Annotated in this window: 26 protein-coding genes and 2 tRNA genes; 9 read left to right on the plus strand and 19 right to left on the minus strand. The window is 72.7% G+C overall.

Annotated features, from left to right (window positions below; translation table 11 throughout):
* Window positions 1-6 precede the first annotated feature (6 nt).
* From J5X75_RS29175 to J5X75_RS29195, 4 genes are all read right to left on the minus strand, one after another.
* Window positions 7-315 (minus strand): putative quinol monooxygenase, encoded by a 309-nt coding sequence (locus tag J5X75_RS29175; protein ID WP_208470733.1) that lies wholly within the window; start codon window positions 313-315, stop codon window positions 7-9.
* Between the two features lie 53 nt (window positions 316-368).
* Complete coding sequence (locus J5X75_RS44735) at window positions 369-2,021, minus strand: family 4 glycosyl hydrolase (RefSeq protein ID WP_238489741.1); 1,653 nt, start codon at window positions 2,019-2,021, stop codon at window positions 369-371.
* Window positions 2,022-2,414: 393 nt separating this feature from the next.
* Window positions 2,415-3,479, minus strand: a complete 1,065-nt coding sequence (locus J5X75_RS29190; RefSeq protein WP_208470734.1) for a carbohydrate kinase family protein — start codon at window positions 3,477-3,479, stop codon at window positions 2,415-2,417.
* 43 nt (window positions 3,480-3,522) lie between these two features.
* The gene (locus tag J5X75_RS29195) at window positions 3,523-3,924 is read right to left on the minus strand and encodes a hypothetical protein (protein ID WP_208470735.1); all 402 of its coding nucleotides are present in this window, start codon (window positions 3,922-3,924) and stop codon (window positions 3,523-3,525) included.
* A gap of 70 nt (window positions 3,925-3,994) precedes the next feature.
* On the opposite strand from J5X75_RS29195, the gene J5X75_RS29200 reads away from it, so the two are divergent.
* Window positions 3,995-4,636, plus strand: a complete 642-nt coding sequence (locus J5X75_RS29200) for a DinB family protein (RefSeq protein WP_208470736.1) — start codon at window positions 3,995-3,997, stop codon at window positions 4,634-4,636.
* 3 nt (window positions 4,637-4,639) lie between these two features.
* Here J5X75_RS29200 and J5X75_RS29205 read toward each other — a convergent pair whose 3' ends face one another.
* From J5X75_RS29205 to J5X75_RS29245, 9 genes are all read right to left on the minus strand, one after another.
* Entirely contained in the window at window positions 4,640-5,146 is a 507-nt protein-coding gene (locus tag J5X75_RS29205) for a GAF domain-containing protein (RefSeq protein ID WP_208470737.1), read from the minus strand.
* A gap of 9 nt (window positions 5,147-5,155) precedes the next feature.
* On the minus strand, window positions 5,156-5,419 hold the full coding sequence (locus tag J5X75_RS29210) for a hypothetical protein (protein ID WP_307798324.1): 264 nt from the start codon (window positions 5,417-5,419) through the stop codon (window positions 5,156-5,158).
* A 37-nt stretch (window positions 5,420-5,456) separates the two neighbouring features.
* The gene (locus tag J5X75_RS29215) at window positions 5,457-7,085 is read right to left on the minus strand and encodes a methyl-accepting chemotaxis protein (RefSeq protein ID WP_208470738.1); all 1,629 of its coding nucleotides are present in this window, start codon (window positions 7,083-7,085) and stop codon (window positions 5,457-5,459) included.
* Between the two features lie 116 nt (window positions 7,086-7,201).
* Window positions 7,202-7,651 (minus strand): hypothetical protein, encoded by a 450-nt coding sequence (locus tag J5X75_RS29220; RefSeq protein WP_208470739.1) that lies wholly within the window; start codon window positions 7,649-7,651, stop codon window positions 7,202-7,204.
* A 43-nt stretch (window positions 7,652-7,694) separates the two neighbouring features.
* Entirely contained in the window at window positions 7,695-8,516 is an 822-nt protein-coding gene (locus J5X75_RS29225) for a TIGR02452 family protein (RefSeq protein WP_208470740.1), read from the minus strand.
* Between the two features lie 58 nt (window positions 8,517-8,574).
* A complete protein-coding gene (locus J5X75_RS29230; protein ID WP_208470741.1) occupies window positions 8,575-9,768 on the minus strand; it encodes an ABC transporter permease in 1,194 nt (397 codons plus the stop codon).
* A complete protein-coding gene (locus J5X75_RS29235; protein WP_208470742.1) occupies window positions 9,765-10,433 on the minus strand; it encodes an ABC transporter ATP-binding protein in 669 nt (222 codons plus the stop codon). Before J5X75_RS29235 ends, J5X75_RS29230 begins: the two co-directional genes overlap by 4 nt.
* Entirely contained in the window at window positions 10,430-11,503 is a 1,074-nt protein-coding gene (locus tag J5X75_RS45640; RefSeq protein WP_208470743.1) for a peptidoglycan-binding protein, read from the minus strand. The genes J5X75_RS29235 and J5X75_RS45640 overlap by 4 nt, the downstream gene beginning before the upstream one ends.
* Window positions 11,500-12,066, minus strand: coding sequence for a hypothetical protein (locus J5X75_RS29245; RefSeq protein ID WP_208470744.1), 567 nt, complete (start codon window positions 12,064-12,066; stop codon window positions 11,500-11,502). Before J5X75_RS29245 ends, J5X75_RS45640 begins: the two co-directional genes overlap by 4 nt.
* Window positions 12,067-12,208: 142 nt before the next feature.
* Between J5X75_RS29245 and J5X75_RS29250 the strand changes: the two genes are divergently transcribed.
* From J5X75_RS29250 to J5X75_RS29260, 3 genes are all read left to right on the plus strand, one after another.
* Complete coding sequence (locus J5X75_RS29250; protein WP_208470745.1) at window positions 12,209-13,441, plus strand: sensor histidine kinase; 1,233 nt, start codon at window positions 12,209-12,211, stop codon at window positions 13,439-13,441.
* Window positions 13,438-14,094 (plus strand): response regulator, encoded by a 657-nt coding sequence (locus J5X75_RS29255; RefSeq protein WP_208470746.1) that lies wholly within the window; start codon window positions 13,438-13,440, stop codon window positions 14,092-14,094. Before J5X75_RS29250 ends, J5X75_RS29255 begins: the two co-directional genes overlap by 4 nt.
* Window positions 14,095-14,164: 70 nt before the next feature.
* Entirely contained in the window at window positions 14,165-14,584 is a 420-nt protein-coding gene (locus tag J5X75_RS29260; protein WP_208470747.1) for an SRPBCC family protein, read from the plus strand.
* Here the strand turns inward: J5X75_RS29260 and J5X75_RS29265 are convergent.
* The gene (locus J5X75_RS29265) at window positions 14,581-15,882 is read right to left on the minus strand and encodes a ferredoxin reductase family protein (RefSeq protein ID WP_208470748.1); all 1,302 of its coding nucleotides are present in this window, start codon (window positions 15,880-15,882) and stop codon (window positions 14,581-14,583) included. The two genes, J5X75_RS29260 and J5X75_RS29265, sit on opposite strands and share 4 nt — an antisense overlap.
* 273 nt (window positions 15,883-16,155) lie before the next feature.
* Here J5X75_RS29265 and J5X75_RS29270 point away from each other — a divergent pair, with 273 nt between their 5' ends.
* The 3 genes from J5X75_RS29270 (at window position 16,156) to J5X75_RS29280 (ending at window position 19,520) form a co-directional block, all read left to right on the plus strand.
* The gene (locus J5X75_RS29270; protein ID WP_208470749.1) at window positions 16,156-17,298 is read left to right on the plus strand and encodes an FAD-dependent monooxygenase; all 1,143 of its coding nucleotides are present in this window, start codon (window positions 16,156-16,158) and stop codon (window positions 17,296-17,298) included.
* Window positions 17,299-17,385: 87 nt separating this feature from the next.
* Window positions 17,386-18,078, plus strand: coding sequence for a response regulator transcription factor (locus J5X75_RS29275; protein WP_208470750.1), 693 nt, complete (start codon window positions 17,386-17,388; stop codon window positions 18,076-18,078).
* Between the two features lie 68 nt (window positions 18,079-18,146).
* A complete protein-coding gene (locus tag J5X75_RS29280; RefSeq protein WP_208470751.1) occupies window positions 18,147-19,520 on the plus strand; it encodes a HAMP domain-containing sensor histidine kinase in 1,374 nt (457 codons plus the stop codon).
* Between the two features lie 54 nt (window positions 19,521-19,574).
* Here the strand turns inward: J5X75_RS29280 and J5X75_RS29285 are convergent, their stop codons facing one another.
* Window positions 19,575-21,704: an MMPL family transporter gene (locus J5X75_RS29285; protein ID WP_208470752.1), complete on the minus strand. Its 2,130-nt coding sequence runs from the start codon at window positions 21,702-21,704 to the stop codon at window positions 19,575-19,577.
* 208 nt (window positions 21,705-21,912) lie between these two features.
* Between J5X75_RS29285 and J5X75_RS29290 the strand changes: the two genes are divergently transcribed.
* Window positions 21,913-23,121, plus strand: a complete 1,209-nt coding sequence (locus tag J5X75_RS29290; protein WP_238489743.1) for a monooxygenase — start codon at window positions 21,913-21,915, stop codon at window positions 23,119-23,121.
* A 28-nt stretch (window positions 23,122-23,149) separates the two neighbouring features.
* Here J5X75_RS29290 and J5X75_RS29295 read toward each other — a convergent pair whose 3' ends face one another.
* From J5X75_RS29295 to J5X75_RS29310, 4 genes are all read right to left on the minus strand, one after another.
* The gene (locus J5X75_RS29295) at window positions 23,150-23,842 is read right to left on the minus strand and encodes a response regulator (RefSeq protein ID WP_208470753.1); all 693 of its coding nucleotides are present in this window, start codon (window positions 23,840-23,842) and stop codon (window positions 23,150-23,152) included.
* Window positions 23,843-24,054: 212 nt separating this feature from the next.
* Window positions 24,055-24,128 (minus strand) — tRNA-Cys (locus tag J5X75_RS29300).
* An 11-nt stretch (window positions 24,129-24,139) separates the two neighbouring features.
* A tRNA-Tyr gene (locus J5X75_RS29305) sits at window positions 24,140-24,223 on the minus strand.
* Window positions 24,224-24,403: 180 nt separating this feature from the next.
* Window positions 24,404-25,246 carry a hypothetical protein gene (locus J5X75_RS29310; protein ID WP_208470754.1) on the minus strand — a complete coding sequence of 281 codons (843 nt, stop codon included), beginning with the start codon at window positions 25,244-25,246 and terminating at the stop codon, window positions 24,404-24,406.
* 40 nt (window positions 25,247-25,286) lie between these two features.
* Here J5X75_RS29310 and J5X75_RS29315 point away from each other — a divergent pair, with 40 nt between their 5' ends.
* Window positions 25,287-25,712 (plus strand): hypothetical protein, encoded by a 426-nt coding sequence (locus J5X75_RS29315; protein ID WP_307798325.1) that lies wholly within the window; start codon window positions 25,287-25,289, stop codon window positions 25,710-25,712.
* Window positions 25,713-26,023 lie beyond the last annotated feature (311 nt).

The raw sequence follows: 26,023 nt of genomic DNA on the forward strand, positions 1-26,023 counted from the left end.
GCGCCGTCACTCCGGTGGGACTCCCAGGCCGCCCAGCACGCTGATCTCCTGACTGGTGAACTCGCCGGTCAGCAGCGGCATGGCCGTGGCGATCGCGGCCCGGGTCGCGGGCAGTCGCAGGGAGGCGTCGTGATGCTCCTTGCTCTCCCACACCTCGTTGACCCAGATGGTGTGCTCGTCGGCGTCCGAGACACCGACGACATAGACGTGGCAACCGGCGGCGCGCAGACCGTCGGCGCCCCTGAGCAGGATGGACACGACTTCCTCCCGGTGGCCGGGCCGGGCCCTCATCGTGCCGAAGTAGCCGTATCTCATCTCGTGCCCCCTTCCACCGGTCACCCTGCCACGCGGGTACGACAGTTCTCGGCTCACCCGGCCCGCAGGTAGGCGAGTTCGGGGAACTCGGCCCGGTAGGCGTCGATCAGGCGGGCCGCGAGGTGGTCCGATCCGACGAGGGGATGCGCGGCCATCGCCCGTACCGCCGCGGTTCTCGATCCCGCGTCGACCGCCCGCAGGACCCACCGCTCGGCCGTCTTGACCGCCTGGATCAGCCCCGTGCCGTGCGCCGGAAGCGGCGAGATCCGCTGGGGCGAAGCCCCGCGGGCGTCCACCGTGCACGGCACCTCGACCACCGCGTCGTCGTCGAGGGCGGCGACGACGCCCCGGTTGCGCACGTTCAGGATCAGGGTGGTGGGCTCGTCGTGGGCCAGAGCCCGCATCACCGCGAGCGCGACACCCTCGTAACCGGCCGGGCGGGACTCGTCGTGCTCCCGCTCTCCGGCGCCGGTGAGCTCCCGGTTCTCGGCCATGTAGGTGGCCTCCCGCTCCCGCCACGCCCCCAGCCAGGCACCGAGCGGATCACGGACCAGGATCTCGGCGTAACAGCGCCGCTGCTGCCCGAGCAGGAACTCGCCCCGGGTCTGCGCCGCCTGGCGCACCGCGGCCAGCGTGCCCGCCGGATCGTAGTAGTAGTGCAGATACTCGTTGGGGATCGCGCCCAGGTCCCGAAGACGGTCGGCGCCGAACAGGCGGCCCTCCTCGAACGACTCCAGCCTCGGGCGGTCGGCCAGGAGGCGCGGCAGGAGATCCCCGCCGAGGACCTCGGTGCCGGCAGGCGGGTCGGTCACGCCGACAGAGCCCGGCAAACCCGTTCCGGTACGCCGAGCGCCCACCCCGAGCGCATCACTCCACCCGGCCGAGCCCACCCCGAGCGCATCGCTCCCTCCGGCCGAGTGGACCCCGGCACGCCGAGCGCCCGCCCCCACCGGATCGGTCCCGCCATGCCGAGCGCCCGCCCCGAGCGAATCGGCCCCGCCGCCTCGAGCGGGGTCCCCGAGTGGGTCGGTTACGGCACGCTGAGCGGCCGATCCTGGTGGATGATCTGCGGTGCGTGGGTCGGCCGCGCCGAGGGGGTGGACGCCGTAGAGCCAGCCCAGGTGGTTGAGTCCGGCGTAGTCGACGCGGACCGTGCCGGGGTCGGCGCCGAGGGCCCGCAGCACGCGGTCCACCAGTCCGGACGGGGAGTCGCAGATGCCGATGACCCGGTCGCCGAGGTGGGTGGCCATGGCTTCGGTGACCAGACCGGCGGGGTTGGTGAAGTTGATCGTCCAGGCGGCGGGGGCGAGGCGTGCGATGCGGGCGGCGATACGGCGGGCCTCGGGGACGGTGCGCAGGCCGTAGGAGATGCCGCCCGCCCCGACCGTCTCCTGGCCGAGGACGCCCGCTTCGAGTGCCACCCTCTCGTCGGTGACCCGCCCCCGGAGGCCGCCCACCCGGATCGCACAGAACACGAAATCCGCACCGGCGACCGCGGTGTCCAGGTCGGTGGTGGTAATCAGCCGCGGGGCTCCGGGCACGCCGTGGGCCTGGGCGGTGAGCACCCGCCCGATCGCGTCGAGGCGCCCGGCGTCGACGTCGTGCAGGACCAGCTCGGTGATGAGGGTCCGCTCGCGGTCGGCGAGCAGCGCCCGGTGCACCAGCGGCACCCGGAAGCCCCCGCCGCCGAGAATCGTCAGTCGCATGCGGTCTCCTTGACTCGGCTACCGATCATCGTTCTTCGCCGCTCTGGCCCACGGGCGACGGCCAGGCAGAAGGCGCCGGACCACAACGTGAACGGCGGCGATTTCTCCCCGCGCTGCCCACGCGAGGGCTGACCCGACGCGAACGGACCGAAAGGCCCGGGAACGCCGCCCGACCGCAGGCGAGCGATCTTGCCCGGCTGGCCGTCAGCGCGGTCTCGAACGCTCCGAAACAGCACGCACGGCCGGCCGGGCGGTCGCGGCTGGCGGTCAGAGCTGTCCCAGCACCGTTGAAACAGCACCCACGGCCGGCTGGGCAAGATCGCACAGTCGCCTGCCCGTCGGTGGAGGGGCGGGGCTGCGGCCCGGTGCGGAGGGCTGCGCCGGCGGGGATGGTCATGTGCCGGGGCCGACGTCGGAGAGGCGGGCGATCGTGGCCGTGGCCCGGTGGACCGCGTTGCGGCTGCCCGGTGGAATCACGTCGTCGAGGAAGCCGAAGCGCCTGGCCAGGACCGCCTCGCTGGAGTCGCCGTGGTGGCGGGCGGCGCCGGCGCGGGTGGCGGTCCACCAGTCGGCGATGTCGCCCCAGCCGGGGGCCGACAGGGAACCGCCGAAGTGCTGCACCGACAGAGCGCCCACGAGGGTGGCGAAGGCGACCCGTTCGGCGAGCGGCCAGCCGCCGAGCGTGCCGGTGACGAACCCGGCGGTGAAGACGTCGCCGGCGCCGGTCGGGTCGAGGGCCTCCACCGGCACGCCGGGGACGGACGCGACCTCCCCGGTGCTCCCGTCGATGGCGAGTGCCCCGTCGCCGCCGCAGGTCACCACCACCACCGGTACGAGGCCGGACAGCTTCTCCAGCGCCTGGCGCGGCTCGTCGGTGCGGGTGTAGCGCATGGCCTCGACCGCATTGGGCAGGAAGGCGTGACAGTCGGCGAGCACCCCCAGCACCTCGCACGACCACTGGTCGGTGTCGTCCCATCCGGCGTCGGCGAAGATCAGTGTCCCGGCGGCGCGGGCACGGCGCACCCAGCCGGTGCCCTCCGGCGCCAGGCTCACGGCGGCGCTGCGGGCCGGTGGCAGGCCGTTGACCAGCCCGTCGGCGTCGGTGGGCAGGGGATGGCCGTGGGTGATCATGCTGCGGTCCCGGTCGTACGCCACCGACACGGTCACCGGCGAGTGCCAGTCGTCGAGGCGGCGGGAGGCGGTGAGGTCGATCCCCTCCTGGCGGCTCAGCACCTGGTGGCAGAACTCGCCGTAGGCGTCCGAGCTCAGCGCCGTGCCGAGCCCGGTGTGCAGGCCGAGCCGGCTGGCGGCCACCGCCAGGTTGGCGACGCCGCCGGGGCACGACCCCATGCCGGGCGCCCAGACCTCGGTGCCGGGCTCGGGCAGCTCGCGGAGGCCGGTGAAGATCACATCGAGGTAGACGATTCCCGGGACGAAGAGGTCGAGCTGTCGAGCCATCGTCCGATCTTAGCGCCGCGCCTATCGGCGAAGTGGTCTTTGATCAGCGAGCCTTCCGAAGGTCTACATGCGCGGCACGCAGCGTGTCCACAGTCCGGTCGGTGCCCGGTGGCCGAAGTCCATCGATGACGCTCCATGCCTCTTCCAAGGCTTGGGACAGGTCACCGATGCGTTGGGCATGTTGCCGCCGGACGTCCTCCCGCACCTTCTCGATGCGGCGCATCCAACCCTCGGCGGCGGCCGGGGACGGGGGCGGCGCCGCGGGCGGGGGCGGGTCGAGCACCTGCGAGGCCGGGACGATGGCGGCGATCGGCCGCCCGCCGTCGACCACGACGGTCACCTGCCCGGTCACCCCGGTGACGCGGACGAGTTGCTGGAACCGCAGGCGAGCCTCAGCGACGGTGAGCTCAATCCGGCGGCGAATCGGCGTTGCTGGTTCTCCCATACCGCGATGATGCGCCTGGGGTATGACAAATTCCGTGGCCGCCCGTCACCCATCGGGATAGATTGCCGCGATGACCGAGACGCGGCCCGGAGAAGACGACGTCCGCGAGGCGGCTGACCTGGCCATCGCCACGCTGCGAGCCGCGACGGACCGGGATTGGCACATTCCCGCCGCCGGCCTCACCTGGACCTGCTGGGAAACGATCGAGCACATCGCCGATGATCTTTTCGCCTACGCCGCTCCATTGACGCCGGGAAATCCGTCACGGGACACCTACGTCCCCTTCGGATGGCGGCGAAACCGCGAGGGCGGTCCCGCGCTGACCGTCTACGCCGAGGACGGCGCGGGCCCGGAGGGCCTGATCCAGGTGCTGGACTCGTCGGCCGGCCTGCTGGCGGCGGTGGTGGCGGTGACTCCGGCGGACCGGCGCACCTTCCATCCGTACGGGGTGTCGGATCCCTCCGGCTTCGCGGCCATGGGCGTGGTCGAGACGCTGGCGCACATGCACGACGTCGCCCGGGCCCTGCACCTGGAGTGGACGCCGCCGGAGGACCTGTGCGACCGGGCACTGCGCCGGCTGTTCCGGGACGCCCCGACGGGCCCCGGCCGCTGGGCGACGCTGCTGTGGGCGACCGGCCGCGGCGAACTGACCGGCCGGGAGCGCCGGCCGTCCGACTGGCGGTGGGACGGCACGCCCCTCGCGACCGGGTGACGGCTAGGTGATCCGGTAGGCCTCGAGGAGCTTCATCACCTTCTCCGCCCCGTCGGCCAGCACCGCCCGGTCCACGTCGGTGAAGATCCGCGGCCGCGCGTCGATCACGCAGTGCGCCCCGAGCGCGTGCCCGCCGCGGGTCAGCGGCACCCCGAGATAGCTGCGCAGTCCGGTCATCCGCAGGAACGGGTTGTCCGCGTGCCGGGGATCCTGCGTCCCGTCGACGACGCAGTAGGGCTCCCCGGCGAGCACGGTGTGCGTGCACATGGCCCATTCCGCCGGCGTCCCCTCCGCGTCGGCCACCCATCCGGACACCCCGTACGAGCCGATGATGAACTGTGAGGTGTCGAGGACCATCGACACCATCGAGACCGGCGCCTCGAGGAGCCCGGCGCTGCGTTTCGCGATGGCGTCGAGGCTGGTCCGCAGGTCGTCGTCGAAGAGGTCGTACCCGGCGATCTCCCGGATCCGCTCCGGTACGCCGAGCCGGTCGAAGAGGTCGGTGTTCACGGGTGGCTCCTACAGGATGCTGTGCGTGGCGGTGAGCTCGGTGTGTGCGGTGATCCGGATCTTGAGGGCGAGGGCGCAGAGCCGGGTGGACGGGTCGGCGCCGTGCATGACGACGAGCATCCGGTCCAGACCGCCGGGCTCCTTTCCGGTGAGCCCGGCGGTGTGGAGCAGGTCGTTCCAGACCCGGGGGCCGTCGCCGGCGTGGACCCGGAGCACCGCGGCCCGGGCGTCGTCCAGGTCGGGCCGGCTGAGCCCGTAGGGCGCACTGGTCACGATCTCTCCCGTATCGGGGGTCCGCGGGTCCGCCGGTTCAGTGGCGGAACCCACCGACCAGGTTGGTCAGGTCTCCGGCGAGCCGGGTCAGTTCGCCCGCCGCCTGCTGTGTGGCCCGGGCGCCGTCGGCGGTGGCGGCCGCCACCTCGGCGACCTCGGAGACGGTCCGGGCGACGTCCCCGCTGCTGGTGGCGGCGTCCGCCACCGACCGGCTCATCTCGCCGGTGGTGGCGGTCTGTTCCTCCACGGCGGACGCGATGGTCGTGGTGTAGTCGCCGATGCGCTGGATCACCTGGGTGATCTCGCCGATCGCGGTGGCCGCCGAGCCGCTGGACTCCTGGATGGCGGCGATCCGCTCGGTGATCTCCTCGGTCGCCTTGGCGGTCTGCTGGGCGAGTTCCTTGACCTCACCGGCCACCACGGCGAAGCCCTTGCCCAGCTCGCCGGCGCGGGCGGCCTCGATGGTGGCGTTGAGGGCGAGCAGGTTGGTCTGCTCGGCGATGCTGGTGATCAGCCGGACCACGTCACCGATCTCCGCGCTGGCGGCGCCGAGTTCGGCGACCTCGTTGTTGGTGCGGTCGGCGACGGCCATGCCCTCGTGGGCGATCCGGGCCGCGTCGGCCGCGTTGGAGGCGATCTCGGTGATCGAGGCGCTCATCTGCTCGGCGCCGGCGGCGATGGACTGGACGCCGACGTTGACCTGTTCGCTGGCCGAGCTGGCGGCGCCGGCCTTCTCGGCGACCTCGGCGGCGCCGCTCTCCAGCTGGGAGCTGACCGTGGTCAGCTCCTCGGACGCGCTGGCCAGCGTGACCGCGGACCCGCCGATGGTGCCGACGGTGTCCCGGAGCCGGGTGATGGCGACGTCCAGGGCGCGGCCCATGCGCCCGGGTTCGTCGCGGCTGGTGAGCCCGGTCTGCCGGGTCAGGTCCCCGTCGGCCAGTCCTTCGCAGACGTCGGTGACGCCGGCCAGCGAGCGTACGATGCCCTGCGCCACCAGAACGCCGAGTCCGAGTGCCGCGGCGACGCCGAGGACGAGCAGCAGGATCGACTGGAGGCGGCTGCTCTCGTAGCCGGAGCGGGCGCTCTCGGCCGCCTGCGCCGCCGCGGCCTGCTCGATCTGCACCATCTCGGCGAGGTGCCCGTCGACCTCGGTGGTCAGTTCGTCGAGCGGGCCGTTGCGGACCCCCACCCAGGCGTCCATGTCGTTGCTCTGGGCGGCGGGGATCAGCTTCTCGTTCGCGGTTTGCACGAACGTCCGCCAGTCGGCTTTCACGTCGTCGACCATGGCGGGGTCGGGGACCGGGTCGGTGGCGTCGTACTGGGCCCAGGCCGTTTCGACGGCGTCGAAGTCTTCGGAGATCCGCTCCTCGTACTGGCCTTCGGCGTCGGTGTCCGCGTTGAGCATGTGGTCGGAGAGGGCGAGCTGGGCCTGGGTCATCCCGTTCTGTACCGCGCCCAGCGCCGCCACGCCCAGCACGTTGCTCCGGTAGATCGACTGCGCCGAGTCGCTGGCCGAACTGAGCGCCCGCAGTCCCAGTACGCCGATCAGCAGAGCGACCACCACGGCGACCACGATCGCCAAAATGATCTTGAGGTTGACGCTGAGGTCGGCCCAGAACCGCCGTACTCCGGCGTCCCGATCCGCCTCCCCGGTCACTTCGGTCATCTCGTGTCCCCCTGGTCCGGCCGGACCACACCGGCCGCCCGTACTACTCAGGTCGGCACCATCCGGCTACCGCTGAGCAACCCGGGCCAGATAGGAGGCGCGGGACGGACCGGGACTCAGGCGGCCCGGTCCTCGACCGGGGCGGACCGCCGGCGGTCCCGGTACCGGACCGGCGGGGTGATCCGCAGTCGCCGCAGGAACGGCGCGAACGGATCGCCGAAGGTACGGGCGGCCGTGTTGAACAGGAGCGCGGCGGCCACCATGCCGACCGCCGGCATGCCCAGCAGCAGGGCGATCACCGACCCGGTCAGCCCGCCCCACACCATCACCCGCAGGCCGACGTCGGCGACCGGGATGCCGCTGGGCCGTTGCCTGGTCCAGATCGGCAGGAACGACGAGGCCAGCGCCAGCGCCACCGCGCCGAGCACGGCGGCCGCCGTCAGGAACGCCTGTGGCCAGTCGTAGTGGCGGCCGAGCGCGTAGCCGCCGGAGAGCACCACCCCGAACCAGACCTTGGCGAGCGCCCAGCGCCCGACGCGGACCAGGGGGTCGTCGGCATCCGTCATGACGCACTCCAGCCGGGCAACGACGGCGGACAGGCGGCAGCGCCTACCCTACCGTCCGGGGCCCGGCGTCGGCGGGAAGCGCGAAGGCCGCCCGGAACTCGTCGCGGACCGTCTCCCGGCGGTCCAGGATCGCGAACACCACCCGGTCGAACCACGGCCCGTCCCGCAGCGCCGTGGCGAAGACCCGCGCCACCTCGCCCGGGTCGTTGCCGAAGACGCCGCAGCCCCAGGCTCCGAGGACCAGCTCACGGACACCGTGGGCGGCGGCCACCCGCAACACTCGCGCCGCCCTCCGGGCGAGCGCGCCGGAGACCTCCGCGAGCAGGTCCGGCTCGTTCCGGGTGATCGCCGCGCGGTTGGGGGCGGCCGAGGTCAGAATCGAGACGGGGTACGGGTGAGCCAGCAACCGGCCGCGGTCGTCCCGGAAGACCGGAACCGCCGGGGACCAGATGACCCGGTCGGTGTAGAGCAGTCCCCGGTCGGCCCGGTGGAAGGCGTAGAAGTCACCGGCCGCCAGCAGCGAAGGGTAGATCGCCGAGCCGCGGGCGATGCTCTCCTCCTGAGCCTGGGCCCCGTTGAGGAAGCCGCCACCGGCGTTGCGGGCCGACGCGAAGTTGAGGCAGGCGACCCGGCCGCCGATCCGGCGCGCGGCGGCCAGAGTGGACTCCGCGGTCACCTCGATCACGGGTGGGCCGGGCGCCGGGACGGGTTCGGGAAGCGGGTCGCCGGGCAGGTGCAGCCGGGTGCCGGCGACCGCGGCGGCGACGTCACCGGCGATGTCCACGACACCGTCGGGCCCCTCGTACCACCCCCGCTCGGTGATCGCGACCGTCTCCCGCGCGATCCCGCGCAACCTGGCACTCATGGCCTCGATGATCGCCGCCCTCGGCGAACGGCACCAGGCATTTACCGGCCGAGACGTGTCACGCCGTCCGGAGGGCCTCGGTCGGGGCCATCCGGGCGGCCCGCAGCGCCGGGTAGAGGCCGGCGATCGTGCCGACCAGGATCGCGGCGGCCAGCCCGCCGGTCGCGGCCTCCGGCGGGATGAGCGGCTGCCAGCCCCGGTTGACCGCGCACGCCACCGTGACCCCGGCCCCCAGCAGTACGCCCACCCCGCCCCCGACCGCGCCGAGCAGCACCGACTCGACCACGAACTGGGCCGCCACGTGCCGCCGCGCCGCACCGAGCGCCCGGCGCAGGCCGACCTCGCCCCGCCGTTCCAGCACCGAGATCACCATGACGTTGGCGATGCCGATGCCGCCGACCAGCAGCGCCACCGCGCCGAGGCCGAGGAACAGCGAGGTGCTCGCGTCGTCGACCGCCTGCCGGGCGGTGAGCACGTCGGACGGCTGGCTGACCGAGGTGCGGCCCGGGTTCTGCGGGTTGGCGGCGCGCGGCAGCATGTTCTCCACCTGTTCGGTCAGCGCGGTGTCGGTCCGTACGTAGATCCGGCTCGGATGCCCCTGGTAGCCGAACTCGCTCTTCGCCACCTCGAACCCGATCAGCGCGGCCCGGTCGATCTCCGGCGCCAGCTCCACCTGCCGCAGGACGCCGACCACGGTGAACCAGCGTTCGCCCAGCCAGACCCGTTCGTATCCGGTCACCTCGGCGATGCCGAGCACGGTCGCCGCCTGGTAGCCGAGGACCACCACCGGGTACCGCGCGGTGGCCTCGTCCGGGAACACCCCGTCGAGCAGGCTGCCGTCCAGGGTGGACAGCAGCTCGGTGTCGGTGGCCCGGACGTCCAGCCCGCCGTGCCGGTTCGCCGGCATCCGGTCGTTGCGCAGCACGTGCACGTCCGGGATCTGCGCGGTGCCGGACGCCGACGTCACCCCCTCGGTACGCCGGATCGACGCGGCCGCGGTGGCCGGCAGCTGCTCCTCGGGCGCCCCCTTGGGCTGGCTGCTGGCGACCGTGAGCAGGTTGGTGCCGAGCCGGTCGAGCTGGGCGATCACCTGCGCCTGGCTGGACCGGGTGACGCCGAGGACGGCGACCATGGCGGCGATGCCGATGGCCACGCCGAGCACCGACAGCGCGGCCCGGCCCGGCCGGGTGCGCAGCCCGATCGTGGCGACCGGCAGCAGGTCGGCCGGGCGCAGCCGGGACAGCGGGGTCATGACGCCACCCGCCCGTCCCGGATGGTGACCTGCCGTTGGGCGGCGGCCGCCACGTGGGCGTCATGGGTGATCACCACGATGGTGGCGCCCTCGGCGTTGAGTTCCCGCAGCAACGTCAGGATCCCGTCGCCGTTGGCCGAGTCGAGGTTGCCGGTCGGCTCGTCGGCGAACAGGACCGCGGGCCGGCCGATCAGCGCCCGGGCGATCGCCACCCGCTGCCGTTCCCCGCCGGAGAGCAGCCGGGCCCGGTGGTTCATCCGATGGCCGAGGCCGACGCGTTCCAGGGCCTGTTCGGCGGCCGCCCGCCGGTGCCGGGCCGGGATGCCCCGGTAGAGCAGGCCGGTCGCCACGTTGTCCCGGGCGTCGGCGTGGTCGAGCAGGAAGAACTGCTGGAAGACCACGCCGAGCCGGTGCGCCCGCAATCCGGCGAGCCGGCGTTCGCTGAGCTTCTCCAGGGCCTCTCCGGCGACGCGTACCGAACCGGAGGTGGGCCGGTCCAGCCCGGCGGCCAGGTTGAGCAGGGTGCTCTTGCCGGATCCGGACGGGCCGACGACGGCGACCATCTCGCCACTGTGCACGGTGAGGTCGACGTCGCGGACCGACTCGACCGGCGGGTTGCCCGGGTACGTCTTGGACACCCCGGCGAGTTGCAGGGCGGCGGTCATGTCGCCGGCACCTCCACCCGGTCGCCCGCCCGGATGTTCCCGGTCACCTCGACCAGGCCGGAGGCGTCGTCGTACAGGCCGGGTTTCACGTCGGCGTAGGCCCCGGAGGCGAGCCGTACCCGGTAGCCGGTCCCCGGGGCGGCCAGCAGCGCCGCCATCGGGACGACCAGCACGTCGTCGTGTCTCGCCGTGGCCAGGCTGATCTGCACCGACGCCTGGTCCAGGGTGGCGCCGCCCTTCGGGGTGCCGATCCGCATGACCACCCGGACGGTGGCCGGCTCCTGGTTGCCGTTGTCGTCGGTGGCGCTGGTGGCGACCTTCCCGACCTCGAGCACCTCGCCGTCGACCGGGCCGGCCCCCGGCACGGTGACCGACACCTGGTCGCCGGCCTTGATCTGGTTCTGTTTCTCGGCGGCCAGGTCGGCGGTGACCACCCGTCGCGTGGTGGTGCCGGTCAGCACCGGCTGGTCCGGACCGGCCGACGCGCCCACCCCGATCTTCGCCTCGGTGACCCGGATCTCGCCGGCCAGGAACGCCACCGTCCCGAGGGTGAGCCGGCCGTTCCGCGTCACGTTCCACTTCTTCTGGAGGCGTTTCACGGCGGCCGCGGTCGCCGCGGTGAAGTCCCGGTCGACGGTCATCTCGCCGTCCGGGTCCATGCCGAGCGCCTTCAGGTTGCGCTCCAGCTGGCGGACGTCGTCGCCGTCGGTGACGCTCACGTCGAGATCCCGGTACGCGGGAACGTTGCCGTAGAGCAGCCGGACCGGTGCGCCGTCGACCCGGTAGAGGACGCCGCCGCGGCGGACCGTCGATCCGGCCCGGGCGGTCCCGGTGAGGATTCCGGCGGCGCCCCGGTGGACGATCGTGTAGGAGCCGTCGAACCCGTACGTCCCGGAGATCCGGAACCGCTGGGTGACCGTGCCCTTCTCGACCGCCACGGTGTTCGTGGGTACCTCGGTGGCGCTCGCCGCCGCCTCCGGTTCCGCGGTGACGGTGTAGCCGGTGACCAGGGCGCCGGCGGCGACCACCGCCCCGGTCAGCGACACCGCCACCCTCCGCCGGGTGCTCACGAGATCCCGATCGGGCCGGACCAGACCTGCTCGCACGCCTTGCGGGCGGTGTCCAGGCGGTTGCCCGGCTCCGGTCGCTCGCCCTCCAGGGCCGTGCCCTTGATCGGGAACCGGCCCTCGGCGTCCGGGTCCGGCCACTCCGGCACACCGTTCTCCCGGTAGCACTGCGCCAGCTTGCGCAGCGCCTCGACGTCCTCGGGGCCGGGCGGTTCCGGGTCGCCGCCCTCCTCCTTGGCGAGGGCGCCCTCCGGGATCTTCTCGATGGTCTCCCGGCAGGCCTCCTCGGCGGCGTTCCAGGTCTGCTCGCCGGCCTTCTCCTCGGCCGCGTTCATCTCGTCGTCGGGTACCTTGAGGCGGTTGTCCTCGACGTACGGGTCGGGCATGTCGGCCACGCCGTTCTCCCGCAGGCACTGCACGGCCGCCTTGCCGAGGGTGAGCAGTTCCGCGTCGGAGATCGTCGGGACGTACGACGAGGGATCCGTGCCCGGTGAGCCGTTGACGCCGGAACATCCGGCCAGGGCGACCATCAGGGCGGCCGCTACGCAACTCGTCACGATTCTCATGGGAGCCAGGTTGGCGGTCCGGCATGCGGCCGGTCGTCCGCGAGCGGTCCGATTCTTTCCGGTACGCGTATGCCCGCGGTCGTACACCGAAGTCCGACCGTGGACGGACGGCCGGGCGGCCCGGCGTCTCTAGACTGGGCGAATGTCCAGGTTAACCGGCCTCCGGTGGGTCGCCGTCGACGTCTGCGGCGTGGCCGTGCTCGCCATCGCGTCGGCGGAGGACCGCCACGAGACCGACCGGTGGGGCCTGTACGCCGCGGTCATGGTGGTGAGCCTGCTGCTGGCCCGGCACCGGCCGCTGCTCGCGCTGGTGCTGAGCGTCGCCGGCACGGCGCTGCTGCATCTGCCCGAGCCGACCGGCGTCGACCCGCTCGACCTGGCCGTCCTGGTGGCGCTGTTCGCGCTGGCCGCCGCCGAGCGGCCGCGGCGGGTCGGCGCGATCGCCTGCGGGCTCCTGCTGGCCGGGATCGGCGCGGCGAGCCTGGCCCGGCCGGTCGCCCGGGTCGACGCCGTGCACCCTCCGGACACGCACGCCGTCGCCATCCGGGTGGAGAAGCCGACCGGGCGGGTGGTCGTGGAGCCCGTCGAGCCGAACTGGTCGAACCGGCTGTGGGAGAGCAGCGGGCTGATGCTCGCGCTGGCCGCCGCCTACCTGCTGGGCGACAACCTGCGCGGCCGACGCCGGCACCTGCGCACCCTGGAGCGGCGGGCCGCCGACCTGGAACGCGAGCAGCGGCAGCGGGTGGCGCTGGCGACCGCGGCCGAGCGGGCCCGGATCACCCGCGAGCTGCACGACGTGGTGGCGCACGGCCTGTCGGTGATGGTGGTCCAGGCACAGGGGGCGGCGGCGGCTTTGAAACGCCACCCCGATCGTACGGAGCACGCGCTCCGCGACATCGTCACCACCGGCCGGTCGTCCCTGGCCGAGATGCGGCGCCTGCTGGCCATCGTGCGGGAGGAGCCGGAGCTGGCGCCGCAGCCGGGGGTGCAGGCGCTGCCCGAGCTGATCGACCGGATCCGGGCCGCCGGCACCACGGTCACGTTCACGGTCGAGGGCGAGCCGGCGCCGTTGCCCGCCGGGGTGGACCTGTCGGCGTACCGGATCGCCCAGGAGGCGCTGACGAACACGCTGAAGCACGCCGGTCCGGGGGCCGGCGCGGCCGTCCGCCTGGGGTTCCACGCGGAGACCCTGGAGATCGAGGTGCGCAACGACGGCCGGCCGCCGGACGGGCCGGCCGACGTGACCGGCAACGGTCTTCGGGGGATCGCCGAGCGGGTGCGGTTGCTCGACGGCGAACTGGAGGCGGGGGCCGGCGACGGCGGCGGTTTCCGGGTGCTGGCCCGGCTGCCGCTGCGCCCGGTGGGCGCCGGATGACCATCCGGGTGGTGCTGGTCGACGACCAGGTGCTGGTGCGGACCGGTTTCCGCATGATCCTCGACGAGACCGAGGGCATCGAGGTGGTCGGCGAGGCCGGGGACGGCGCCGCCGCCGTGGAGGTGTCCGCCCGGACCAGACCGGACGTGGTGCTGATGGACGTGCGGATGCCCGGCGTCGACGGCATCACCGCGACCGAGCGGATCCGGGCCCTGTCCCCCGCCCCTCGGGTGATCATCCTGACCACCTTCGACCTGGACGACCACCTGTTCGCCGGGCTGCGTGCCGGGGCCAGCGGCTTCCTGCTCAAGGACACCCTGGCCGACGACCTGATCGCCGCGGTCCGGGTGGTGGCCTCCGGCGAGGCGGTGACCGCGCCGAGCGCCACCCGCCGGCTGATCGCCCACTACGTCGCCGCCCCGGCGCCCGGCCCGGCCCGCGCCGACCACCGGCTCGATCCGCTCACCGCCCGGGAGCGGGAGGTGCTCACCCTGATCGCCCGCGGCCTGTCGAACGCGGAGATCGCCGCGTCGTTGTGCGTCTCGGAGGGCACCGTGAAGACCCACATCGGACGGATCCTGGCGAAACTCGGCCTGCGCGACCGCATCCAGGCGGTCATCCTCGGCTACGAATGCGGCCTGGTCACCCCGTGATCCGCCGCCCGGTGGGATCGGCCTGGCCCCGCCCGCGACGGGGCGCGCGCCCGCCCTACCATCGGTCTCCATGTTCGAATTCCCGCTGATCAGCGCCTCGTCCCGGGTCGCGCCGGAGCACTTCCACGCCCGCTGGTGCGACGTGGCGACCCACCCGCAGTGGGCGCCCGGCATGGAGTACCTGCGTCTCGGCGAGCCGCTGCGGGCCGGCGCCCGGGGTGTGATGAAGACCCGCGAGGGGCGGGAGACCCCGTTCGTCGTCAGCGACCTCGTCCCCGGCCGGGTCTTCCAGGACACCGTCGGTTTCGACGGCGCCGACCTGACGGTCCGCCACGAATCCCTCCCCGACGGCGCCGGCAGCCGCCTGGAGCTGCGCGCCCGCCTGGACGGCCCGCGCGCCGCCGAGGTCGCCGCCGAACTGGCCGGACTGGAGAAGGTGCTGGCCGCCGACCTGGCCGGCCTGATCGCCCTGGTCGAGAAGGAGCACTAACCCGCGAGGCGGAACAACTCGGCGTGCACCTGCCGGGACGGGACCTTGAGACGGCGCAGGCCGGCCAGGACCGCCTCGGTCAGGGCGGCCGGGCCGCACACGTACACGTCGCGGTCGGTGATGTCGGGAACCATGGCCCGCAGCCGGTCCGGATGGAAGGGCTGGTTGCCGGGCCCGGTCCGGCCGGTCAGCAGGTGCAGCCGGGCGCCCCGGGCGGCGGCCAGGTTGCGCAGTTCGCCGAGCAGGACCGCGTCGGAGCCGCCGCGGACCCGGTAGAGGACGATCACGTCGTCGCCGATCCGCGGGTCCTCCAGCAGGGACCGGATCGGGGTGACGCCGATGCCGCCGGCGATCAGCAGGGTGGCGGTGCGGGCCCGCCGGTCCAGAGTGAACGCTCCGTACGGCCCCTCGGCGAACACCCGCGACCCGACCGGCAGGTCCCGCAGCCCGGCCGTGGTGCCGCCGACCGCCTTGGCGGTGAGCCGCAGCGACCGCCCGTTCGGCGCGGCCGACAGCGAGAACGGGTTGACCTGCCACCAGCGGTTGTGGCCGGGGAACCGCCACAGGAAGAACTGCCCGGCCCGGGCGCCCAGCTTCGCCAGGTCGCGGCCGGTCACGTGGACCGACACCACGTCGTCGGACTCGGGCACCACGGCGGCCACCCGCAGCCGGTGCCGGGAGTTGCGGACCAGCGGCACGATCAGCCGGTTGGCCAGCAGCGCGCCGAGCACGAACGCCCACAGCCCCCACCAGTACAGCCGGGTCGCCAGGTTGGTGGTGAAGGCGGTGCCCTCGACGTACTGGTGGATCAGGCCGAGCACCAGCACGGCGTAGAGCAGCAGGTGAACGGCGTGCCAGGCCTCGTAGGAGAGCCGTCGGCGGGCGGCCCGCAGCGACAGCGCCACGACCAGCACGATGAGCGCGACCGCGATCATGCCGAGCAGCACCGGCCACTGCTTCGCCAGGGTGAGCGCGGTGGCCGGCACCGGGTCACGGCCGGCCCGCGCGAACCCCACGATCACCCCGGCCGGGTGCAGCATGGCCAGCCAGAACACGGTGAGCCCGGTCCGCCGGTGCCAGCGGGTCAGCCGGTCCATGCCGAACGACCGGTCGAGCAGCGGCAATCGGGAGATCAACAGCACCTGTACGGCCAGGGCGAACGCCAGGTACAGCCCGAGGAGCCGGCCGGCGGCGCCGATCAGGTTGTAGGCGGGCGGCCGGCCGTACAGGAACAGGACGTGGACGGCGGCCAGGTTGACCACGAGGAACGCCGCGACCGCGGCACGCGCGAGGACCATCGGCTCTCCCCCTGCTGGACCTCCATCATGGGGGGTGTACCACGGTCGGCGCCGTCCGGTTCAGGACAGTCCGGAATCGTTCGTCAAGAATGGGAACCGGACCCGGATCGGCCGGCGGAAAATTGTTTCGCGGACGATTTCCCACCCACTCGGGCATGCCGCAGGAAAAGTGCGCGACCATTCGCATCGGTCGCTGACGCCGAGCCCCACCAGCAGCACCGTGCGCCGGGACAGCTGTAGTGTGACGCTTCCACTTTTGTAGAAGGAGCGGGAATGACGCGGACGGCAGTCGTGGTCGGGGCCGGCATCGGCGGACTCAGCGTCGCGATCGGCCTGCGCCGCGAAGGCTGGGACGTGACGGTGCTCGAGCGGGTCGCGGCCTTCCGGCCGGTCGGAGCGGGCCTGGTCCTCCAGGCGAACGGCTTGCGGTGCCTCGACGCCCTCGGCCTCGGCGAGGCCGTCCGGATGCGGGGCCTCGCCGACGCGTCCGCCGGCACCCGCCGGCCGGACGGCCGGTGGCTGGCCCGCATCCCGGCGGGCGACCTGGAACGGTTGCTCAAGACGTCCGCGGTCGGCATCCACCGCGCCGCCCTGCACGAGATCCTGCTCGGCGCGCTGCCGGCGGGCACGGTCGTGACCGGCGCGCAGGTCACCGGGGTCACCGCGGACGGCCTGGTCGACTACGACGGCCCGGCCGGACCGGTCCGGATCGCGGCCGACCTCGTGGTCGGCGCGGACGGCATACACAGCACGGTGCGCCGGCTGATGTGGCCGGACGCCGCGCCGGTGCACGTCGGCGTGCGGGTCTGGCGCGGAGTGACGCCGCCCTGGGACGGCGACCTCGCCGTCGCGTTCACCTGGGACCGGGGCGCCGAGTTCGGCATCGTGCCGCTGGTGGACGGCCGCGTCTACTGGTTCGCCGCCGTGAACGCCGCGCCCGGTGGGCCGGCCGGCGACGACAAGGCCCTGGTGCTGGACAGGTTCGGCGACTGGCACGAGCCGATACCCGCCCTGGTCGCGGCCACCGGCACCGTGCTGCGCGACGACCTGGCCTGCCTCGACGAGCCGCTGCCGACGTACGTCCGCGGCCGTGTCGCGCTCCTGGGCGACGCCGCGCACGCGATGACGCCGAACCTCGGCCAGGGCGCCAACCAGGCCCTGGAGGACGCCGTCGTCCTGGCCGCCGTCGCCGGCCGGCCGGACGGGCTCGCCGCCTACGACGCCCAGCGCCGCCCCCGTAGTCAGCAGGTGGCGAAGGCGTCGCGGATGATGGGCCGCTTCGGCCAGCAGCTCGAGAACCCGATCGCGGTGGCCGCCCGCAACACGGTGATGCGCCTGACGCCGCCGCGGATGGCGCTGCGCTCCATGGCCCGCTACGCCGATTGGCACCCTCCGGCGCGGACCGGCTCCAGGTGAGCGCGGAGGCGACGGTTCTCATCCTGGCTTCAGGTTGACCGGGGAGAATGATCGGCAAAGGCATCGACGGGAAGGGGGCGGGCCGGCGTGCGGATCCTGATCGCGGATGATGACGCGGCCATCCGTGAGTCGCTGGAGCGGGTGCTCCAGGTCGAGGGTTACGACACCAGCACCGTCGCCAACGGTCTCGCCGTGCTCGACCGGGTCGACGGGGCGGGCGGGGACACGCTGGATCTGCTGATCCTCGACGTGATGATGCCCCGCCTCGGCGGGTTGGAGACCTGCCGGCGGTTGCGGGCCGCGGGCCGGGACCTGCCGGTGCTGATGTTGACCGCCCGTGATCAGGTCTCCGACCGGGTCACCGGGCTGGACGCGGGCGCCGACGACTACCTGCCCAAGCCGTTCGCCACCGAGGAGTTGCTGGCCCGGGTGCGGGCCCTGCTACGCCGGCGCACGACCGCCGACGGGGAGTCGCAGATCCTGTCGTTCGCCGACGTCCGGCTCGATCCCGACAGGTTCGAGGCGTGGCGGGGCGGGCGGCCGCTGCGCCTGACCCGGACCGAGTTCTCCCTCCTGCAGGTTCTCCTGCGCAACGCGACCCGGGTCCTGACCCGCGAGGCGCTGTTCGAGGCGATATGGGGCTTCGACATGAGCACCACCGCCAACAACCTCCAGGTGTACGTGAGCTACCTGCGCCGCAAGATGGAGGCCGAGGGTGAGCCGCGGTTGATCTACACGCTGCGTGGCCTGGGATACACGTTGCGGGACACTCCGCCGTGAACGGGCACGCCCGCCGGGAACCGCGTCGGCTGACCCGATGGTGGCGCCGGCGGTCGCTGCGGACGAGGATGACGGTGATCGCGGCGACGGCCATCGCGGTCAGCGTGTTCGCGGCCTTCCAGGTGGCCAGCGAGCTCCTGGACTGGGAACTGCGGAACACCGCCGAGAATCAGCTGCGCGCCGACGCCCGCGTCCTGGCGGCGAACGCCGAGCGCGCCGGCCTGGCGCAGGTTCAGCTGCCGCCGTACCCGGGATCCGGCCGGCTGGTGCGGGTGGTCCTGCCCGACGGCTCGACCCGGACGCCGGCCGGCCAACCCGGGCTGCCCCCGGTCAGCGAGCACGCCGGGCGCGTGGCGCGGGGCACGTCCGCCGACCTGATGGAGTCGAAGGACGGCGACGACGACGGCTACCGCATCTACACGCTGCGGGCGGGCGACGGCGCGGTCCAGGTGGCCCGCGTCGCCGACGACAGCCCGATCAACCGGTTCGGGCTGGGCATGCTGCTGATCGGGCTGCTCTGCGTGGTCGGCGGCGCCCTTGTCGGGCGGACCGTGGCGCGGACCGGGCTGGCACCGATCGACCGGCTGACCGCCGCCGCGGTACGTGTCGCGAACACCCGGGATCTCGACGCCGACATCCCGGATGAGGGCGGTGGGGAGATCCGGCGGCTGATCCAGGCGATCAACGACATGCTCGCCGCGCTCCGGGACTCCCGGCGGGCCCAGCGGCTGCTCGCCGAGGACGCCGCCCACGAACTCAAGACCCCGCTCACCAGCCTGCGCCTCAACATCGAGCTGTTGGTCCGGCTCGACCGGCGCGGCACCCTCGACACCGCCCTCTCGGCGGAGAGCCGGACCCGGTTGCTCAACGATCTCGGCGCCCAGGTGGCCGAGTTGAGCACCCTTGCCGCCGAGCTGACCGACCTGGCGCGCGGTGACACGAGCGACGAGAACACCGAGTTGCTCGACCTCGCCGACGTGGTGGTGGCCGCCGCGGCCCAGGCGCGTTCCCGCCTGCCCGACCTCGAGGTCGCGCTCGACGTGACCTCCGTGTGGGTGAGCGGGCGTCCCGCGGCGCTCCAGCGAGCGGTCCTCAACCTCATCGACAACGCCGGCAAGTGGTCCCCCGCGGACCAGCCGGTCCAGGTCCGGCTCCGTGCCGAGGGCGCCTCGGCGGTGCTCGAGGTCGACGACGCCGGGCCGGGCATCGACGCCGCCGACGTACCGCGGGTGTTCGACCGGTTCTACCGTGCCGACAGCGCCCGGGCGTTGCCGGGATCCGGTCTCGGGCTGTCGATCGTGCAGCGGGTCGTCCACGCCCACGGCGGCCGGGCCACCGTCGCCCGCTCCGCACGCGGTGGCGCGCTGCTCCGGGTCGACCTCCCGGCCGCGGTCCCGGCCGCACCGAGCGGAATCGAAGGGCAGCGACCGCCGGGCGCATGAAAGATCCGGGACGGGCCTGGGTCCCCGTCCCGGATCTCGTCCGTGCCGCCGCGCTCACCGTTGCAGCGCGAGCTCCTCCTCGTCGGCGAGCGGCCGCGGCCCGTTCGGCGGCACCACCGCCGGCCGGGACAGCCGGCTCGGCCACCAGATCCGCCGGCCGATCAGCAGGGTGAGCGCGGGCACCAGGACCGACCGCACCAGCAGGGCGTCGAGCAGCACGCCGAAGGCGACCAGGAACCCGACCTCGATCAGCATCACCAGCGGAAGCGTGGTGAGGACCGCGAACGTGGCCGCCAGGACCAGACCCGCCGAGGTGATGACGCCACCGGTGGCCGAGAGGGCTGTGAGCATGCCCTCTCGGGTGCCGAGACGCACGGTCTCCTCCCGGGCCCGGCTGGCCAGGAAGATGTTGTAGTCGACGCCGAGCGCCACCAGGAACAGGAATGCCAGCAGCGGCACCGAGTAGTCGATGCCCTGGAACCCGAGGACCGTGTCGAAGATGAACACGCTGCCGCCGAAGGCCGCGGCGAAGGAGACGATCACGGTGGCCATCAGGACCAGCGGGGCCACGATCGCGCGCAGCAGCAACCCGAGGACGATCAGGACGACGGCGAGCACCAGCGGGATCACCAATTTCTCGTCGCGGCTGGTGGTGACCTCGGTGTCGAGGTTCTCCGCACTGGGCCCGCCGACGATCGCCTGCGCCCCGCTCACCGCGTGCACGGCGGTGCGTACCCGCTTGATCGTGTCGTACTCCGCGGCGGTGTCCGGCGCGTCCGTCGGGAACACGGAGATGTCGGCCCAGCCACCGCTGGTCTGACCCGGGACGGCCACCGCCACACCCGGGGTGTCCTTGACGACGGCGAGCACCCGCTCCTGGTAGGCCGGCCGCGTGAAGACTGTCATCGGCTGGCCGCCGAGCTCCGGGAAGTGCTGGCGGAGGACGGTGAAGCCGGTGACCGACTCCGGCGCGGACAGGAACTGGTCCTGCTCCCGCAGGGCACCGGTGTTGCCGGCCAGCCCGAGGGCGAGCACGCCGAGGATGCCGAACGAGCCGAGCGTCGCCACCCATCGACGGCGGCTGATGGTGGCGCCGAGTCGTCCCCACAGGCCCGGCTTCTCCGCGACGGCCGTACTGAACCGCGGGATGGCCGGCCAGAAGATCCGCCTGCCCAGCACCACGAGCACCGCCGGGAACAGCGTCAGCATGGCCACCAGGGCGCACAGGATGCCGGCCGCACCGATCGGGCCCAGCCCGCTGGTGCTGTTCAGGTCCGCGACGAGCAGGCAGAGCAGGCCGGCGACCACGGTGGCCGCGGACGCGACGATGGCCGGCGCCGCGCCGCGGAGCGCGTGGACCATCGCGACCCGGACGTTCTCGTGGTGGTGCAGGGTCTCCCGGTAGCGGGCGATGAGCAGCAGCGCGTAGTCCGTGCCGACGCCGAACACCAGGATCGTCAGCAGCGCCGAATTCTGGTCGTTGACCACGATGCCGAAGCCCTTGACGAGCAGGTAGACGGTCGCCATCGCGGTCAGTGCGGCCACGCCGACGACAACGAGCGGGATGAACCACAGCACCGGGCTGCGGTAGGTGAGGATGAGCAGGACCGTGACGACGATGACGGTGGTGAGGAAGACCTGCAGGTCGATGCCGTCGAAGACGGCGTCCATGTCGCCGTCGACCGCGGCCGGGCCGGTCACGTCGAGTTCCAGGCCGGCGGGGCGGTCCTTCGCGGCGTCACGCAACGGGCCGACGATGGCCTCCGGTCCGCCGTAGGTCGTGCTCACGTCGAGGGTGAACATCATCGCCTCGCCGTCGGTGGAGAGTCTCGTCGTCGGGCCGTCGTCGCCCTCGCCGGCCGCCGTGTTCGGCGGGTACCGCTTGGCCAGGGTGTCGTGGTGGCGCTCGACCGTCGCCCGGTCGGCGTCGGTCATGCCGCCGGCGCGGTGGTACACGAAGACGAACGTGTTGTCCTCGCCGCCGGGGAGACTGTCCTCCAGGACCGCCACCTTGGTGGACTCGGCACTGGCCGGCAGCGTGTCCACGGCTCTGTCGGTGGTGACCGAACTCAACTTTCCGCTCAACGGCACCATGACCGCCGCCAGCGCCATCCACAAGCCGATCACCAACCACGGCACCCACCGGCCGGCCAGCCGACCGGGCGGCGCTGTGTTGACTGCCATCAATAGCCTCCTGCATTCGCGTTACGTCGCTCGTCTGAGGCCGCATTCGTACCGGGCGAATCTGAGACGACCGTTAGAACGCGCTCAGCCCGGGTGACCGGACCAGACGGCGGCGCTCCGGAGAGTGGTACCGCGGTACCGCCCCTCCCACGGGAATGACGACCGCGGTACGACGAAACGGGACGGATGCGGGCCTAGCTTTCGAGCCATGACGAAACCTGATAGCCCACTGTGGAAACTCGGGGCGGGCACCATGGCGCTGGTGACGGCGTTCGCTGCCGTCGCCGCCTGCGGGTCGGACGCCGACAACAGTGCGGCTCCCTCCCCGGCCGGCCCGCACAGCGCGCACGCGGGCGGGTCGTCGGCTCCACCCCAGCCGCTACGCGCCGGCGAGCGGTTCGTCGAGCTGAGGATGGCCGAGGCCTACACGCCCGCGCCGCCCGCGGGCGGCGGCTCGGACGAGTACCGGTGTCAGGCGATCGATCCGGGCCTGACCAAGACGGCGTTCCTGACCGGGACCCAGTTCGCACCGGAGAACGTCGCCATCGCGCACCACGCGATCGTGTACGCCGTGCCGCCGGCCGGCGCCGCCGCGGTGCGCAAGCAGGACGCGAAGACCCCCGGTCTCGGCTGGCAGTGTTTCGGCGGGACCGGCGTGGCCGGCGCCGAGGTCGAGGAGGGGGACGCGGCGTGGGTGGACACGTGGGCGCCGGGCGCCACGGAGACGCTGCTCGACCAGGACGCCGGCTACAAGCTGGAGCCGGGCAGCCTGCTCGTCCTCCAGATCCACTACAACCTGCTCGCGACCGACGGCAAGCCGACCGGCTCGGACCGCTCGTCGGTGCGGCTGCGGCTGACGGACGGCACGCCGCGGACCCGGGAACTCGAAACGTGGTCGGTCGACGCGCCGACCGACCTGCCCTGCGCCGCCGACGAGTCGGGTCCGCTCTGTGACCGGGCGGCCTCGATCGCGGACGTGACGAAGCGGTTCGGGCCGGACGTCGGCGAGATGGCGGACCGCCAGGTGGAGGAGTGCGGCCGGGGCGTGCCGAAGCCCGGTGACACCCAGAGCTGCGACCACGAGGTGGAGGCGCCGATGACGCTGTACGCCGGTTTCGGCCACATGCACATGCTCGGGCGGGCCTTGAAGGTCGAACTCAACCCGGGTACGCCGAAGGCCAGGGTCGTCCTGGACGTGCCACAGTTCGACTTCGACAACCAGCGGCTGATGAAGCTGCCGGCGCCGGTGGAGGTCGGTCCGGGGGACACGCTGCGGGTGACCTGCACGCACGACGCGGGGCTGCGCAAACTGGTGCCGCAGCTGAAGAAGCTGCCGCCCCGCTACGTCGTGTGGGGCGACGGGACCAGCGACGAGATGTGTACGGGCATCATGACGGTCTCCCTCCGCAAGTCCTGAGAAGGCGTCGAACGTGTGTGGGCTGAGCTCACACACGTTCGACACTGGACGGGCGCTGAACCGGCCGGGTGAGTCTCAGGTCGTAGGCGAGGATGACGGCCTGGATCCGGTCCCGGGCGCCGATCTTGGCGAGGACCCGCCCGACGTGGGTCTTCACCGTCGACTCCGACAGCGTGAACCGTCGCGCGATCTCGCCGTTGGTGAGGCCGTGGCCGATGGCGACGAGGACCTCGCGCTCGCGGTCGGTCAGGAAGTTCAGCCGGGGATCCTGGCGCACGGGCCGGCCGAGGTCGTCGTCGAGCCGGTCAGCGAACGCGTCGAGCAGCCGCCGAGTCAGCGCCGGCGCGATCACCGCGTCCCCGGCGGCGACGGCCCGGATGCCGGCGAGCAGCTCCTCCGGGCGGATGTCCTTCAGCAGGAAACCGCTCGCCCCGGCCCGCAGCGCGGCGAACGCGTACCGTTCCACGTCGAACGTCGTCAGCACCAGGATCCGCGAACGCCCACCGGCCGCGACGATGCGCCGGGTGGCCTCGATCCCGTCGACGCCCGGCATGCGGATGTCCATCAGCACCACGTCGGGACGCAGCTCGGTGATCCGTCGAACGGCCTCGGCGCCGTTCTCGGCCTCACCGACGATCTCGGTGTCGGGGGTGCTCTCCAGCAGCATGCGAACCCCGAGGCGCTGCAGCGGCTGGGCGTCCACCACCAGCACAGAGATCATGAATGGCTGCCTTTCAGGTGGGCGGTCGGCGCGTTCGGCCATGCCGCCGAGACGGAGACCCGCGCCGCCCGGCGATGCCCATGCATACCGAGCGAACCTGAAACGACCGTTAGAACGGCACTCAGCCCGATGGGCGCCGACGCCGCCGACGCCCACGCGTCAGGAACCCGCCTGAGTACCGAAGCCATACCGTACAAAAGTGTTTTCAAGAATGGAGGCCGCAACCGGATTCGAACCGGTGTCGATCGTTTTGCAGACGATTCCCTGACCACTCGGGCATGCGGCCGTTAAATGGCGTGCGGGCGGCAGGATTCGAACCTGCTCAGCGCTTTGGCAACCGGTTTACAGCCGGCCCCGACTCTCCCACGTCGGCGCGCCCGCTCGGGTTGAAAAAGAAGACGCCGCCCGCTCCCACCAGGGGACGGGCGGCGTGGCAAGCATCGCGAACGGCTCTAGCCACACCACCGGTCCGGGGCATAACAGACGCGACACATAACCGATCTCCTTCTCGAGCCGTTCGAAGCTGTGGCCCACATTAATCAAGCGCCGGGAAATGCGCAACTATTTAAATAGGCCGCCGGTGGCGAGCTCCACGAGCCGGTCGACGGTGAACGGCAGCGATTTCAGCGGTGTGCCGCCCTCGCCGCTGGTGGACAGTCCCTGCGCCAGGAAGACGACGGTCCCGTCCGGGTGACGGTAGGCCACCCACTGGTCGACCCCGTCCCGCCCGCTCGGCCCGGTCACGACACCCACCTCGGTCCCGCCGATGTCGGGCTTCTCGCAGGCGCCGCCGATCCCCCAGAACGACGTGGCCAGTTCGCACACGTCGGCCGGCAGGTCGTTGCCCGGCTCGTGGACCTCGACGAGGACCTGCCCGGTCCGGCCGTCCTTGACCAGCGGCACCGACACCAGGTAGGCCCAGTGGTCGCCCTCGACGGTGGCCTGGTGGTAGCGCCACGGAATGTCCTCCGGCCCGGTGCCGTTCGGCACCGTGTAGCCGGCCGGCGCCACCTCGATCAGCTTCTCGAGCAGGGCCACGCCGTGCTGGTAGTGCACGCCGGAGTCGGCGGTGGCGTCACCGCTCGCCTCGGCCGGCCAGGACGGCTTGGTGTTCTCCTCCGTCGGCACGGCCCCGGACGGGAAGGCCGTGGGGAGCGCCTCCGCCGGCGCGGACGGTCCGGCGGCCGGTGCCCAGCCCGTACCCCCGCCGAGGTAGCCCTGACCGGGCAGGGCCGCGAGGGTGACGCCCAGGACGACCACCGCGGTGCCGGCACAGGCCAGGACGGTGCGCCGCCGGGCGGCGCGGCGGGCCGTGACGAGCGCCGTCCGCGACTCCATCGGTGGCGGCTCGGCATGCTGCGTGATGGTGGCGCGCAGGGCGGTGCGAAGCTCGTTCTCGTCCACGGGGTCCCCTCAGTCGGCGTTCACGGGATGGGCGACCAGCGTGCGCAGCGTCTCGAGGCCGCGCGCCGCCTGGCTCTTGACGGTAGTCAATGAGCAAAAAAGCCGAGAAAATTTCGGTACGCCCAAAACCGCCCCTGACCAGCAACATCCCGCGTGGTGCGACCCGTCGCGGTGCACCGCCGACCCGTCCACACAGGCCGACGGCTACCGATCCGGCGTCGGCAGCGAACACCGCTCGGCCGACGTACCCCTGAACATCGGCGCGGGCAGTTGGCCGATCCCGCCGACCGGCGTGGCGTTCCTGACCGAGGCGGTAGCGCCGTGGCGCTGCTCCACCTTCCTACGGATCGTTGTCGACGGCGGTACGGAAGTTTCCATGGCGGTCGAGTCCGCACTGCCGCTGCTCGCCGCACTCACCGACCTGGTCGCCTTCGCGGTGATAGGCGAGGCGGTGAGCCGCCGATGACCTGTGTCGTTCGGGCCAGGCGCTGCGCTATGGAAACCACCTGGCCACCGTCAACGGCGACCCGCCGCCGGGGCCTTTTGACCAGCTCACTCGGCCGCAAGAGTCCATCGTGAGCGCTGATGACGGCAAGCTGGCCGACGACCGAGCGCTCGGAACTCAAGCCGGACAGCGCCTCAGCGATCTGCCGGAGGTCGCTACCGTAGTCGAAGATGATCCGCATCCGGGCGCCGAGCGCCCACGCATACCGGCTCAGCGTCGCCACCTCGTTGACGTCCAGGTCGCCGTTCGCGATCTGGCTCACTGGCCCCGGC

The organism is Actinoplanes flavus (assembly GCF_017592555.1).
Lineage (GTDB): Bacteria > Actinomycetota > Actinomycetes > Mycobacteriales > Micromonosporaceae > Actinoplanes > Actinoplanes flavus.